The 13,950-nt window shown below is 65.3% G+C and carries 12 protein-coding genes and 1 riboswitch; of the genes, 7 read left to right on the top strand and 5 right to left on the bottom strand.

The window, feature by feature from the left end; translation table 11 throughout:
- From cobG to E5X34_RS20510, 5 genes are all read right to left on the bottom strand, one after another.
- On the bottom strand, nt 1-714 hold a 714-nt coding region (gene cobG / locus E5X34_RS20530), incomplete at its 3' end, for a precorrin-3B synthase (RefSeq protein WP_292568340.1).
- Nucleotides 711-4,496, bottom strand: coding sequence for a cobaltochelatase subunit CobN (locus tag E5X34_RS20525; protein WP_292568338.1), 3,786 nt, complete (start codon nt 4,494-4,496; stop codon nt 711-713). The genes E5X34_RS20525 and cobG, both read right to left, overlap by 4 nt.
- 30 nt (nt 4,497-4,526) lie before the next feature.
- Nucleotides 4,527-5,564 carry a cobalamin biosynthesis protein CobW gene (cobW, locus tag E5X34_RS20520; RefSeq protein WP_292568336.1) on the bottom strand — a complete coding sequence of 346 codons (1,038 nt, stop codon included), beginning with the start codon at nt 5,562-5,564 and terminating at the stop codon, nt 4,527-4,529.
- Nucleotides 5,565-5,566: 2 nt separating this feature from the next.
- On the bottom strand, nt 5,567-5,992 hold the full coding sequence (locus tag E5X34_RS20515; protein WP_292568334.1) for a DUF1636 family protein: 426 nt from the start codon (nt 5,990-5,992) through the stop codon (nt 5,567-5,569).
- A gap of 39 nt (nt 5,993-6,031) precedes the next feature.
- Nucleotides 6,032-6,236: riboswitch (cobalamin riboswitch) on the bottom strand.
- Between the two features lie 29 nt (nt 6,237-6,265).
- Nucleotides 6,266-7,465 (bottom strand): winged helix-turn-helix domain-containing protein, encoded by a 1,200-nt coding sequence (locus tag E5X34_RS20510; RefSeq protein WP_292568332.1) that lies wholly within the window; start codon nt 7,463-7,465, stop codon nt 6,266-6,268.
- Between the two features lie 335 nt (nt 7,466-7,800).
- On the opposite strand from E5X34_RS20510, the gene E5X34_RS20505 reads away from it, so the two are divergent.
- The 7 genes from E5X34_RS20505 (at nt 7,801) to E5X34_RS20475 (ending at nt 13,949) form a co-directional block, all read left to right on the top strand.
- A complete protein-coding gene (locus E5X34_RS20505) occupies nt 7,801-8,166 on the top strand; it encodes an NADH-quinone oxidoreductase subunit A (RefSeq protein WP_042643187.1) in 366 nt (121 codons plus the stop codon).
- Nucleotides 8,157-8,738, top strand: coding sequence for an NADH-quinone oxidoreductase subunit B (locus tag E5X34_RS20500; protein ID WP_015317338.1), 582 nt, complete (start codon nt 8,157-8,159; stop codon nt 8,736-8,738). The genes E5X34_RS20505 and E5X34_RS20500 overlap by 10 nt, the downstream gene beginning before the upstream one ends.
- A 4-nt stretch (nt 8,739-8,742) precedes the next feature.
- Nucleotides 8,743-9,348: an NADH-quinone oxidoreductase subunit C gene (locus tag E5X34_RS20495; protein ID WP_292568330.1), complete on the top strand. Its 606-nt coding sequence runs from the start codon at nt 8,743-8,745 to the stop codon at nt 9,346-9,348.
- Nucleotides 9,349-9,357: 9 nt separating this feature from the next.
- Nucleotides 9,358-10,548 carry an NADH-quinone oxidoreductase subunit D gene (locus E5X34_RS20490; RefSeq protein ID WP_292568328.1) on the top strand — a complete coding sequence of 397 codons (1,191 nt, stop codon included), beginning with the start codon at nt 9,358-9,360 and terminating at the stop codon, nt 10,546-10,548.
- Between the two features lies 1 nt (nt 10,549).
- Nucleotides 10,550-11,878: an NADH-quinone oxidoreductase subunit E gene (locus E5X34_RS20485; RefSeq protein WP_292568326.1), complete on the top strand. Its 1,329-nt coding sequence runs from the start codon at nt 10,550-10,552 to the stop codon at nt 11,876-11,878.
- A 10-nt stretch (nt 11,879-11,888) separates the two neighbouring features.
- A complete protein-coding gene (gene nuoF, locus E5X34_RS20480) occupies nt 11,889-13,193 on the top strand; it encodes an NADH-quinone oxidoreductase subunit NuoF (protein WP_040982034.1) in 1,305 nt (434 codons plus the stop codon).
- A 75-nt stretch (nt 13,194-13,268) separates the two neighbouring features.
- On the top strand, nt 13,269-13,949 hold the full coding sequence (locus tag E5X34_RS20475; RefSeq protein ID WP_292568324.1) for an NADH-ubiquinone dehydrogenase: 681 nt from the start codon (nt 13,269-13,271) through the stop codon (nt 13,947-13,949).
- Nucleotide 13,950: the final 1 nt, after the last annotated feature.

The raw sequence follows: 13,950 nt of genomic DNA, 5'->3' as shown, positions 1-13,950 counted from the left end.
CTCCCCCCTTGTGGGGGAGATGTCCGGCAGGACAGAGGGGGGCGCGAAGGAACGCCAACCTGCGAGAGAGGCCAACTGCCGCTCCGACAAATCGCGGGTATGCGCCTCGCGGCCTTTCTCAGCAACCATCCGGAGTGCCGCCACGGCAATGTCGCGCGCAGCATCCGCATCGGCAGTGACTAGCGGCTTTGCACTGCTTCCGTCGCCGGCAACCGATACGGCCCAACGAACATCCTCGCCGGCTCGCACCGCCTCAAGCCTCACATCGGCCGCCACGGTATCCATCGTAAGCTGCCCGCCGCCATCAACAACCACCGACACCTTCGGCCCCAGCCTTGCCGTCAGCCCAGCTTCTTCGATCGCCGCCCTGAGCCGCTCGGCCAACGGGCGAGGATCGGCAATCTCCTCAGGGTCGATCCCCGCCAGCGGCCCGATCTCCACCGGAACGCCGGTGCGCACCGCAATACCAAGCGCATCCACCTCAGCCGCCAGCATCCGCGCGCTTTCCGCGCTCAGTCCGCGGATCTGCAGGCTGCCGCGCGCGGTCACTTCCATGATGCCATTGCCGTGGCGCAGGGCGGATTCGCCTAATCGGATCAGCAAGTTTGGCGCAAGTCCTCCAGTGACTGGATTGAGCCGCACCAAAAGCCCATCGCCAGTCTGCATCGGCGCGCTGAGTGCAGGGCAGGCGCCGCGGCGCGAAAAGGCATTCATGCCGCCACCTCGTTTGTTTCGGCTTCGGCGATCAAGTCAGCGAGATCGTCGTCGATGGAATTCCTGAGAGGATGCCAGAGGCCTCGCCGCCGGGCCGCGAGAAAGCGCTCGGCGATAACTTTCGCCGCCGCCGGGTTCTCGCGCAGCAGGAAGGCGCGAACGTCCGGATCGCCGACATAGGCGTCATGCACGGCTTCGATCAGCGCGCCGGAAATGGCATGCGTGGTCTCGGCGAAGCCGACCAGACGGTCGACTGTTTCGGCGAATTCCGAGGCACCGCGCGGGCCGTGGCGCATCTGGCCGGCGATGAAGCGCGGGTTGACGGCGCGGGCCCGCACCACGCGCGAAACCGCTTCGCCGACCGAGCGCGGCTTCGGCTTCTGCGGGTCGGTGGTGTCGAGCACAATAACGTCGGCGTTGCGGCCAAGCGCTGCAAGTGCGGCCGAAAAGCCGCCGATGAAGGCGACATCGGCCGAGCCTTCGAGGATATCGCGGCCCGGATCGTCGCCGGTGTGGACGAGCAGGTCGGCCTCGGCGACGCGGCCCTCGAAGGCGCCGGGCGCCGAGATCGCCTCGCCGTCGGCGCCGCCATAGGCGTGCGAAGTGGCGTCGAGATAGGCGCGGCCGATCTCCTCGCGCGCGCCCCATTCGCCGCGCGAGAGCAGATCCTCGACACCGGCGCCATAGGTGCCGGGGGAGGTGCCGAAAATGCGCGGGCTGATCTTGCCCTCGGCGCGTGTCGCCGCTGCAAGTGGGTTCTCCGTATCGTCCTCGTCGCGGCCGGCGACGGCGTTGGCGGCAGCGTCGATCAGCGCGATCTGGGTTGGGAACATGTCGCGGAACAGGCCAGAAATGCGCCAGGTGACGTCGACGCGCGGCCGGCCGAGCGCCGCCGGCGGCAGCACCTCGATGCCGGTGACGCGACCGGTGGCGGCATCCCATTGCGGACGGCAGCCCATCAGCGCCAGACCTTGCGCGATCTCCTCGCCGCCGGTGCGCAGCGAGGCCGAGCCCCAGAGATTGATGACCAGCGAGCGCGGCCAGTCGCCATGGCTCTGCATATAGCTGCGCACCACTTCTTCCGCCGCCGCCTGGCCGAGATCATAGGCGGTCGGCGTCGGCATGGTGCGCGGATCGGAGGTGAAGAGGTTGCGGCCGGTGGGCAGGACATCGGAGCGGCCGCGCGCCGGCGCGCCGGCGGGACCCGCTTTGATATGGCGGCCGTCGAGCGCGGCGAGAAGGTTGGCTTTCTCGTCCGCCGCGCTTTGCCGGCGCAGCGGATCTGCCTCGTCTTCCGGCGCGCGGCCATAGACATGCAGCCCGTCCTTGACGGCGAAATCCTTGAGGTCGCAGAGCCAGGCGTCGATGCGCCGCAGCGCTTCGTCGGGTTGATCGGTCTTGGCGACGCCGGCTTCCGAGGCAAGTCCGGTCTTTCGCGCCGTCTCGACGATCAGCTTTGCCAGTCGGTCGCGCCGGCGGCGATCCAAGCCATCGGCCTGGGCATACTCGTCGACCAGCCGCTCCAGCTTCTGTTGCGCCTCGTCGAGGCCGGCGCCGGTCAACGGCGGGGGCAGATGGCCGAGCGTGACCGCGGAAATGCGGCGCTTGGCCTGGGCCGCCTCGCCGGGATTGGAGACGATGAAGGGATAGATGACCGGCAGCGAGCCGGTGACGATCTCAGGAAAGCAATTGTCGGAAAGCGCGACCGTCTTGCCCGGCAGCCATTCCAGCGTGCCATGCGCGCCGACATGGACGATGGCGTGGACGCCGAGCGATTTCTGCAGCCAGAGGCCGAAGGCAATCAGTTCGTGGCGCGGGGGGAGCGTCGGGTCGTGGTAATCGGCGCGGCGATCGGCGGAACGGCCGCGGTCGGGGGCGAGCGCCACGGTGACGTTGCCGAAGGTCGCGGCGTTGAAAGGGAAGTGGGCTTCGTGCGCTAGCTGCGAAGGCTCGCGTTCTGTCGCGCCCCCCTCTGTCCTGCCGGACATCTCCCCCATAAGGGGGGAGATTAGGCTCGCGCCGTCGATTTCGCCAATCTCTGACTTCGCAGGGGGAAAGCCGGCGGAGGAACTGCCAATCTCCCCCCAAGTGGGGGAGATGTCCGGCAGGACAGAGGGGGGCGCCTTGCTCGAACCTTTCCTTTCTGCCTTGCCCCACGCGGCCTCTATTGCATCGTGCGCTGCCCGGGGTAGTTCGGCCGAAAAGGCGAAGTAGTCCTCTACGGAGAGGCGGCCCTGCCCACCCGCCTCCAGCGCATCCAGCAACGCGCGCGGCGATTGCGGAATCCCGTCAACCGCATAGCCCTGTTCCTTCAGGTCATGCAGCATGGCAAGCACACTGGAAGGCACATCCAGCCCGACCGCATAGCCAGTCCGGCCAGGCGCGCTCGGATAGTCTGGGATCAGGATGGCAAGCTTGCGCTCGGCGCGCTCCGCCCGTTGCAAGCGAATAAACGCCGAGATGCGTCTGGCGACTTGCGCAACGCGATCCGTCTCAGGCCGGTTGGCGAAGGCGCGAAAAGCCAGCGCCGGGTCGGTCTCGACCTCGCCCTTGAAGGAGATCGCGCCGGCCAGGATGCGGCCGTCGAGCTCGGGCAGCACGACATGCATGGCAAGATCGGCGGGCGCCAGGCCGCGCTGGTTGTTCTCCCAGACCTCGCGCCTCGTCGTGGCGACGATGACCTGGAAGACCGGCACGCCGGCGCGGTCGAAGAGCGTTTCGGCGCCGGGCTCGGCGCCGGAGGCGAATGCCGTGGCGGTAACGATCGCGGCCGGGTTCAGCGCGGCGAGGGCGGCTTCGACAAAGGCGAGAGATGCCGGGTCTTTCAGGCTGGAGACGAAGATTGGCACGGGCGCGATGCCCTGCGAGCGTAGTGCGTCGACCAGCGCATCGATCGGCGCTACGTCTGCCGCCAGCAGCATTGAGCGGTAGAAGAGGATGGGGACGACGGCGAAATTGTCGACGTCGAGTTCCGTCGCCCCCCTCTCTGTCCTGCCGGACATCTCCCCCCCTGGGGGGGAGATTGCTCTGTCGTCGACGGTTTCGCCAATCGCAGGCGTTGCAGATGGCTCTATCGCTGACGTTGCAGATGGCTCTTTTGACGCCCTTGATGAACAGGCACCGGCGCCGGTGAAGGCTGATCTCCCCCCCTGAGGGGGAGATGTCCGGCAGGACAGAGAGGGGGGCGAAGGATCGCCAACGTTCGATAAGATAGGCTTTTCTACAACCCCCAGCCTCGGCTCATAATACCCCGCCTTCGGCACGCCGACCGGCTCAGCCACAGCCGCCTCAGACCCTGCGAGCCGCGCCAGTCTCCGCACCAGCGCCGCCATATTGGCCGGGCCGCCTTCGCGGAAATAGCCGAGCAGAGCGTCCAGCTCCGCACGCGGCAGGGTCGAGGCTTCGATCAGCCGCTGGTCCTCGTCATGGCTTTCGCCGGGCAGCAGCGCCAGCTTGATGCCGCGCTCGCGCGCCACCGCGGCGAGCTGGTCGCAGCCATAGCGCCACCAGTCATAGCCGCCGAGGATGCGGACGAGGACGACCCTGGCGTGGCGGGCGACGCTGTCGATCCACAAGTCGACCGACATCGGGTGGCGAAGATCGCGCAACGCTGCCAGCCGCATCGAGGGCAGCCGCGCGGCATCGGCCTTCCAAGCAGCGGCCAGGCCAGCGAGATCGCTGTCGGTGAACGACAGCGCCACGACATCCGCAGGCGTCTGCCTGAGGTCGATCGGCTCGGCGAGATCGTCGAGCGAAGCGGATGTGGTGGCGAGGATATGCATAGCGGTTCGGGTCGGCCTCTCGTATTGGCCTCAGCCGGCGAGGATACGCTCGATCGCCGGGCGGTTCAGCCCCTTGAGGCCGATGACGACGAGCCGCGAGCGGCGGTCGTCCTCGGCAGTCCAGGCGCGGTCGTAATAGTGATTGACGCGCGGGCCGACCGCCTGGAGCAGGAGCCGCATCGGCTTGCCGCCAACCTCGACGAAGCCTTTGACACGCAACACGTTCTCCTGCTCGGCGGCAAGGGCGACGCGCTTTGCCAGCTCGTCCGGATTGGCGATCGACGGGATGTCGATGACGAAGGAATCGAAATCGTCATGCTCATGGTCGAGCTCGTCGTCGTGATGGGTCTTGCGGTTCTCGATGTCGTCCTCGACGGCGAGGCCGAGGCCGAGCAGCACCGAAGGATCGACTTTGCCCTGCGCGCTCGGCACGATTTTCACGGCGCGCGCCACATGCTCGCCGATGACGGCGTTGGCGCGCTCAGAGCCCGCCGCATCCATCAGGTCGCTCTTGGACAGGATGATCAGGTCGGCGCAGGCGATCTGGTCCTCGAACACCTCTTCGACCGGGTCGTCATGGTCGAGCGAGTCGTCCGCCGCGCGTTGCGCCTGGAGCGCATCCATGTCGGAGGCAACGCGGCCGTCGGCCAGCGCCGGGCCGTCGACCACGGCAACGACGCCGTCGACCGTCACGCGGCTCTTCACCGTCGGCCACTGAAAAGCTTGCACAAGCGGTTTCGGCAGAGCGAGGCCGGAGGTCTCGATCAGGATGTGGTCGACCTTGGGCGTGCGGGATAGGATCTGGTCGAGCGCCGGCACGAAATCGTCGGCGACTGTGCAGCAGATGCAGCCATTGGCGAGCTCGACGATGTTTTCCTCCGGACAGGTGTCGACGCCGCAACCCTTCAGGATCTCGCCGTCGATGCCGACATCGCCGAATTCGTTGACGATGATCGCCAGCCGCTTGCCCTTGGCGTTTTCAAGCAGGTTGCGGATCAGCGTCGTCTTGCCGGCGCCGAGGAAGCCGGTGACGACGGTGCAGGGCACGCGGGAAACGGAAGCAGTCATGGTCAGTCCTTCAGCATGTCGAGGGGAGGGATGCGGGCAACCAGGCCGCGCTTGAGGGAATCGGGCCGGCCGCGCCAGGGGATCAGGCCGTCGGTCGACCTGGCGAAGAGCTTTGCGCCGGCGACCAAGTCGGCGCCGCTGGTCGTCTCCAGATCGCCGAAGATGTAGCTCCAGCAGCCGTCGCGCAGCAGCGCAGCGCTCAGCCGGCGCTTGCAGTTGCCGAGGCATTCGACGGTGCGGATGCGGATGTTCTCGTCCGAGGCGGCACGGCGCGTATCTTCGGCCAACTGCGAGCCGGCGCGCGGATGGGCATCGGAACCGGTCTCGTCGCGGCAGGACGAGCAGACGATGACGGTCACGCCTGCCAGCGCGTCGGGCTCGGACGAAATGTCCGCGATGTTTGCCGGGAAACTGCCGTTGCGATCCAAAACCAGGCTCCTTGCCCGGAAAACCCGCCGGGCATTCGGATACTTAAAGTCTCAGACGGCAGGTCTCCTGGCTCGCGGGTCGTCGCCCTGAATGCCGCCTTCCCGGGAACATCCCAGTGGTTTTCGGCCGGGGCTCGTCGCTCACAGTTGCGGGGACAGCCGCGGATTTGGGTTTTTGGCCCGCACCGCATTCCCTCTTGGCTCCTCCCTTTGCCGGGAGAAGACCGTCTGCGGCGGATTTAGGCTTACGGCTAGGCGCCTGTCAACGCGCGGCTACGACACCGCGATGTCGGCCAGCGCCGGGCCGAGGTCGCCGGCCGGCGTCACCTCGATCGCCTCCAGGCCGAGCCAGCCCTGCATCTGCTTCAGCTCCTCGAAGAGCTGGGCGGCCGTTTCAGCGGGAGCGTCGGGCTCGGCATAGGCAGCGTGGACGCGCAGCACGCTGGCCGGGCGATCGGCGCGCAGATCGACGCGGGCGACGATGCGGTCGCCTAGCAGGAAGGGAAGCACATAGTAGCCGTATTGGCGCTTTTCGGCCGGCGTGTAGATCTCGATGCGGTAGCGGAAATTGAAGAGCTTTTCGGTGCGCGTGCGCTCGAAGACCACGGGATCGAAGGGGGCAAGCAGGGCGCGAGCCTCAATCCGGCGCGGGATTCGCGCGTCCTTGTGAAGATAGGCGGTCTTGTCCCAGTCTTCGACCTTCACCGGCTGCAATTCGCCGGTTTCGACCAGTTCCTCGATGCGATCCTTGGTGTCGCCGGGCGCCAGCCGGAAATAGTCGCGCAGGTCGCCATAGGTGGCGATGCCGTGGGCGCGGGCCGAGATGCGCAGCAATTCGCGATGCGCCTCCTCGACCGAGGGCACCGGCAGGTCGAGCACGGCCTGCGGCAAAACGCGCTCGGGCAGGTCGTAACAGCGTTCGAAGCCGCGCCGGTAGGCGGTGGTGATGCGGCCGGCCCAGAACAGCCATTCGAAGGCATGCTTGGCCTCGCTCCAGCCCCACCAGCCGCCATTGCCCTTGTGACCCTCGATGTCGGAGGCGGCGATCGGACCGCGATCGGCGACCTCTCTATAGATCTCGTCGATCATCTCCTTGCGCTCGCGGCCCCATTTCGCCAGGCCGAGATACATCTCGTCGCCCTGCTCGGCGCGCTGCATGCGCCAGCGCATCAGCGGGTAGGTCTCGACAGGCAGGAACGATGCCTCATGCGCCCAGTATTCAAAGACCGCGCGCTTGCGCGTGACCGCGGCGTTGTCGAGCAGCGCAAGCGGATAAGGCCCGAGGCGCGAATAAAGCGGCATGTAATGGGCGCGCACCACCGCGCTTACGGAATCGATCTGCAGCAGGCCGGTCCGCGAAAGCACACGCGCAAGGTGACGGCGATCCGGAACCCCTGCGGGACGAGGGTCGTTGAACCCCTGTGCCCCGAGCGCGATGCGCCTGGCCATGGCGAGCGAGAGTTTCTCCTTCATCAAGCTGTCCTTGCCCCGATCGTCCGTTGGATTTTTAGCCGGTGATTCCGGCCATGCTAGCAGGCAAATGGCGGGAGATATGTCAGCAGAGAAAAGTGGAGTAAAAAGCGAAGGAAATCAAACAGGAGCGGATCGGACCAGTTTCTTCCGATATGGCGTCCAGGGTCGCGATTTGAACAAGGTTTGACTTGCGTCACCGAAACCGCTGCGCTAACCCTCGCCGCGTTGCAGCATGGGCCCCCTTAAAACGGTTCAGCGGTTAAACTGTCACGCTTCCGCATTAGAGTTCGTTGCTGTAATCAAAGTGAACTGCCCCGCCGAAGGAAAGCCGCCGCATGAGCGCACTCCTGAGTTCATATCTGCCTATCGTGCTGTTCATCGCCGTGGCGATGATCGTCGGTCTGGCGCTCATCATCGCCCCCTTCCTGGTGGCCTATCGCAACCCCGATCCGGAAAAGCTTTCCGCCTATGAGTGCGGGTTCAACTCGTTCGACGACGCCCGCATGAAGTTCGACATCCGCTTCTACCTGGTGTCGATCCTGTTCATCATCTTCGATCTCGAGGTCGCCTTCCTGTTCCCGTGGGCGGTGTCCTTCTCGAAGCTCGGCATGCTCGGCTTCTGGTCGATGATGGTGTTTCTGGCGGTGCTGACGATCGGCTTTGCCTATGAATGGAAAAAAGGAGCGCTGGAATGGGATTGAACGACAGTTCAGGCACCCTCGTCGCGCCGAAGCCCAAGGGCATCATTGACCCCAACACCGGCAGGCCGGTGGGGGAGGACGATCCCTTCTTCCTCGAAATCAACAATGAGCTGGCCGACAAGGGTTTCCTTGTCACCTCGACCGAAGCGCTGATCACCTGGGCGCGCAGCGGCTCGCTGATGTTCATGACCTTCGGCCTCGCCTGCTGCGCGGTCGAGATGATCCACACCTCGATGCCGCGCTATGACTCGGAGCGTTTCGGCGTCGCGCCGCGCGCGTCTCCGCGCCAGTCCGACATCATGATCGTCGCCGGCACGCTGACCAACAAGATGGCGCCTGCGCTGCGCAAGGTCTACGACCAGATGCCGGAGCCGCGCTACGTCATCTCGATGGGCTCCTGCGCCAATGGCGGCGGCTACTACCACTATTCCTATTCGGTGGTGCGCGGCTGCGACCGCGTCGTGCCGGTCGACATCTATGTGCCCGGCTGCCCGCCGAGCGCGGAAGCGCTGCTCTACGGCATTCTCCTTCTGCAGAAGAAGATCCGCCGCACCGGCACGATCGAACGGTGAGCCGATGACCCTGGCGATGAACGAACTCTCCACCTATCTCGGCGAGAAGCTCTCCGGCCGCATCGGCGAAGCCGTGCTTGCCTATGGCGAGCTGACCGTTTCGGTCGAGCCGGGCAATCTGATCGAGGTGGCGACCTTCCTGCGCGACGATACGCGCTGCCAGTTCATCTCGATCATCGACATTTGCGGCGCCGACTATCCCTCACGCGCCAAGCGTTTCGACGTCGTCTATCACCTTTTGTCACCGAAGCAGAATGTGCGCATCCGCCTCAAGGTCCAGGCCGACGAGGAAACGCTGGTGCCGTCGCTGACCGCTGTCTATCCCGGCGCCGACTGGTACGAGCGCGAGACTTACGATCTGTACGGCGTGCTGTTCAGCGGCCATCCGGATCTGCGTCGCATCCTCACCGATTACGGCTTCGAGGGGCACCCGCTGCGCAAGGATTTCCCGCTGACCGGTTTCGTCGAGGTTCGTTACGATGACGAGGCGAAGCGGGTCATCTACGAGCCGGTCGAGCTCAAGCAGGAATTCCGCAATTTCGATTTTCTTTCTCCTTGGGAAGGGACGGACTACGTCCTGCCGGGGGATGAAAAAGCCAAGACGAATTGAGGCGCCACGATGGCTGAAACCTCCGTCCGCAACTTCAACATCAACTTCGGTCCGCAGCATCCTGCGGCGCATGGCGTTTTGCGCTTGGTGCTGGAGCTGGACGGCGAGGTGGTCGACCGCGTCGATCCGCATATCGGCCTGCTTCACCGCGGCACCGAGAAGCTGATCGAGGCCAAGACCTATCTGCAGGCCGTGCCTTATCTCGACAGGCTCGATTATTGCGCGCCGATGAACCAGGAGCATGCCTTCGCGCTCGCGGCAGAGCGCCTGCTGGGCATTGAGGTGCCGAAGCGCGGCCAGCTGATCCGCGTGCTCTATTCCGAAATGGGCCGCATCATGTCGCACATCTTGAATGTGACGACGCAGGCGATGGACGTCGGCGCGCTGACGCCGCCGCTGTGGGGCTTCGTCGAGCGCGAAAAGCTGATGGTGTTCTACGAGCGCGCCAGCGGTTCGCGCATGCATGCGGCCTATTTCCGGCCGGGCGGTGTGCATCAGGACCTGCCGCAGAGGCTGGTCGAGGATATCGGCAAGTGGATCGACCCGTTCCTGAAGTCGATCGACGACCTCGATGCGCTTCTGACCGGCAACCGCATCTTCAAGCAGCGCAATGTCGATATCGGCACGGTGTCGCTGGCCGACGCCTGGGCCTGGGGTTTTTCGGGCGTGATGGTGCGCGGCTCGGGCGCCGCCTGGGACCTGCGCAAATCGCAGCCTTATGAATGCTATTCGGAGATGGATTTCGACATCCCGATCGGCAAGAACGGCGACTGCTACGACCGTTATCTGGTGCGCATGGAAGAGATGCGCCAGTCGGCCAAGATCATGCGCCAGTGCGTCGATCTGCTGCTCGGCAAGGAAAGCGCCGGCCCGGTGTCGAATCTCGACGGCAAGGTGGTGCCGCCGAAGCGCGCGGCGATGAAGCGCTCGATGGAAGCGCTGATCCATCACTTCAAGCTCTACACCGAGGGCTATCGCGTGCCGGCCGGCGAGGTTTACGCCGCCGTTGAGGCGCCGAAGGGCGAATTCGGCGTCTATCTCGTCTCCGACGGCACCAACAAGCCCTATCGCTGCAAGCTGCGCGCCCCCGGTTTCGCGCATCTGCAGGCCATGGACTTCCTGTGCCGCGGCCACATGCTCGCCGACGTCACCGCCGTGCTTGGCTCCCTCGACATCGTGTTTGGTGAGGTCGATCGCTAAAATGTCAGTTCGTCGTCTCGCAGATGCCAGCGTCCAGCCAGCCACCTTCGCCTTCAACGAGGCGAATGCGGCGGCGGCTGAGCAGTGGATCGCCAAATACCCGAAGGGGCGCGAACAGTCGGCGATCATCCCGCTGCTGATGATCGCGCAGGAGCAGGAAGGCTGGGTCACCAAGGCGGCGATCGAGACGATCTCCGACATGCTCGGCATGCCGCGCATCCGTGGTCTCGAGGTCGCGACCTTCTACACGCAGTACCAGCTCAATCCGGTCGGCACGCGCGCGCATATCCAGGTCTGCGGCACCACGCCCTGCATGCTGCGCGGCTCGGAAGCGCTGATGGATGTGTGCCGTTCGAAGATCCATCACAACCAGTTCCACACCAACGACGAGGGCACGCTGTCGTGGGAGGAGGTCGAATGCCTCGGCGCCTGCGTCAACGCGCCGATGGTCATGATTTTCAAGGACACTTTCGAGGATTTGACGCCTGAGCGGCTGGCCGAGATCATCGATCTCTACGACGCCGGCAGGGGCGCCGAGGTCAAGCCGGGGCCGCAGAACGGCCGCCATGGCTCCGAGCCGGCCGATGGTTTGAAGACGCTTACCAGCGAAAAGGCGATCCTGAAGTCGACGCGCGACAAGGAAGCCAAGGCGGCCGCGAAGGCTGCCAAGGATGCCGCCGCCGCGGCGCCGGCTGCTGCTCCTGCCGCCGTCGTCTCGCAGGCCGCGCCTGCCGCGGCCCCGGCTCCTGCTGCTCCGGCCGCTGCTGGCCCGGTTGCGCCGTCCAAATCCAGCAAGCCGAAGACCGATGCGCCCGAGACCAGCCCGGCCTTGGCTACGCCGTCGCCGGTCAAGGTCGCTCCGGCCACCGAGAAGGCGGCCAGTGTCAGGGCGCCGCGCCATTCGGCCGCCAATGCCAATCAGGCTTCTCCGGAAGTCGAGGCGGTTTCCAAGCCGCGCAGCGGGCCGAAGAACAAGGCCGAGCCGGCGGCCGCCTTCAAGGCTCCGGAAACCAAGCAGCCCGTCGCCAAGACGGCAAAACCTTCGCTCGAGGACAAGAACCGCCCCGCCGGCATCGAGCGTCCGGCCACGGTCGACGATCTCAAGCTGATCTCCGGCGTCGGTCCGAAGATCGAAGCGACCCTGCATTCGCTGGGCATCTACACCTTCACTCAGGTCGCCGCCTGGAAGAAGGCCGAGCGCGAATGGGTCGATGGCTATCTCAATTTCCGCGGCCGCATCGAGCGCGACGACTGGGTGAAGCAGGCCAAGGCGCTCGCCAAGGGCGGCGTCGCCGAATACATCCGCGTCTTCGGCAAGAAGCCGGTCTGAGGGACGACAAATGCTTCAGGACAAAGACCGCATCTTCACCAACATCTACGGCCTGTTCGACAAGTCGCTGGCCGGCGCGCAGTCGCGCGGCATCTGGGACGATACGCCCGGTCTCATCGCCAAGGGCCGCGACTGGATCGTCAATGAGATGAAGGCAAGCGGGTTGCGCGGCCGCGGCGGCGCCGGCTTCCCGACCGGACTGAAGTGGTCGTTCATGCCCAAGCAGAGCGACGGCCGTCCGAGCTATCTGGTCATCAATGCCGACGAATCCGAACCCGGCACCTGCAAGGACCGCGACATCCTTCGCAACGATCCGCACACGCTGGTCGAGGGCGCGCTGGTTGCCGGCTTCGCCATGGGCGCGGTCGCGGCCTACATCTATGTGCGCGGCGAGTTCATCCGCGAGCGCGAGGCACTGCAGCGCGCCATCGACGAGGCTTACGCGGCCAAGCTGATCGGCAAGAATAACACGTCCGGCTACGACTTCGACGTCTATATGCATCACGGCGCCGGCGCCTATATCTGCGGCGAGGAGACGGCGCTGCTCGAAAGCCTCGAAGGCAAGAAGGGCCAGCCGCGGCTGAAGCCGCCATTCCCGGCCAATGTCGGCCTCTATGGCTGCCCGACCACCGTCAACAATGTGGAATCGATCGCGGTGGCGCCGACCATCCTGCGCCGAGGCGCGGCCTGGTTCTCGTCCTTCGGCCGGCCGAACAATGCCGGCACCAAGCTGTTCTGCGTCTCCGGCCACGTCAACAACCCGTGCACCTTCGAAGAGGCGATGTCGATCCCGTTCCGGGAACTGATCGAGACGCATTGCGGCGGCATCCGCGGCGGCTGGGACAATCTGCTCGCGGTCATTCCGGGTGGCGCTTCGGTGCCGCTGGTGCCGGCCGAGCAGATCATGGACGCGCCGATGGACTTCGACGCGCTGCGCGACCTGAAATCCGGCCTCGGCACCGCGGCCGTCATCGTCATGGACAAGTCGACCGATGTCGTGAAAGCGATCGCCAGGCTGTCCTACTTCTACAAGCATGAAAGCTGCGGCCAGTGCACGCCGTGCCGCGAAGGCACCGGCTGGATGTGGCGGGTGATGGAGCGGCTGGTGCGAGGCGAAGCGCAGAAGCGCGAGATCGACATGCTGCTCGATGTCACCAAGCAGGTCGAAGGCCACACCATCTGCGCGCTGGGCGATGCGGCCGCCTGGCCGATCCAAGGCCTGATGCGACATTTCCGCGGCGAGGTGGAACGCCGCATCGACGAGTTTTCGCGCAACGCGCACCGGGTCGAGCCGGTGATGGTGGCGGCGGAATAAGACTTCGAAATACGGGCGCAAGCCCGAGACGCAAAGCAGGGGCGGGGCATACGAAGAAACGACCAGGAGAACTCTATGGCGCCGTATTCGATACCCTATCCGTTTATGCCTGATTTGGACCAATTCGAGAAGATGAACCAGGACCTGACCAAGATGATGCCGAAGGAGATGGCCAGCGCCGTCAACCTTCTGGCGCATCCGGTCGCGGGCGCGGCGGCGATGTCGGCGCTCGGCATCGGTGTTGCCAACCATGCCGTCGGCATGTGGATGGGCGCCTTCACCGGCGCGCTGGAAGCTTCGCAGCGCATGTTCCAGCCTTTCCTCGACGATATCGAGGCGCAGAGCGAAGCGGCCGCCAATGCGTCCAAGGCGCGCAAGGCGACCGAGACGCTGATCGCCGAGGCGCAGACCTTTGCCAGGGACGTGACCGATATCGCGGTGAACGCGACCGAGAAGGCTCTCGACACGACCGGGGCCGATATTGTCGCCCAACCGGCAGCGGCCGCATTGATGCCCGAGGATTTCAGGCAACCGAAGGCCGTCGACAAGCCGGCGAAGCCGTCGGACCTGAAGGCGATTTCGGGTATCGGACCGAAACTGGAGAAGGTGCTCAACGGTCTCGGCATCTGGACCTATGAGCAGATCGCGGCCTGGACGTCGCAAGAGATCGCCTGGGTGGAAGATTATCTGTCGCTCGCCGGCCGCATAGGCCGCGACGACTGGACTGCGCAGGCGGCGGCGCTCGCCGCGAAGTGAT

The organism is Mesorhizobium sp. (genome assembly GCF_004963255.1).
Lineage (GTDB): Bacteria > Pseudomonadota > Alphaproteobacteria > Rhizobiales > Rhizobiaceae > Mesorhizobium.
The sequence above is the reverse complement of the archived record's forward strand: the minus strand, read 5'-3'. Positions and strand labels throughout refer to the sequence as shown.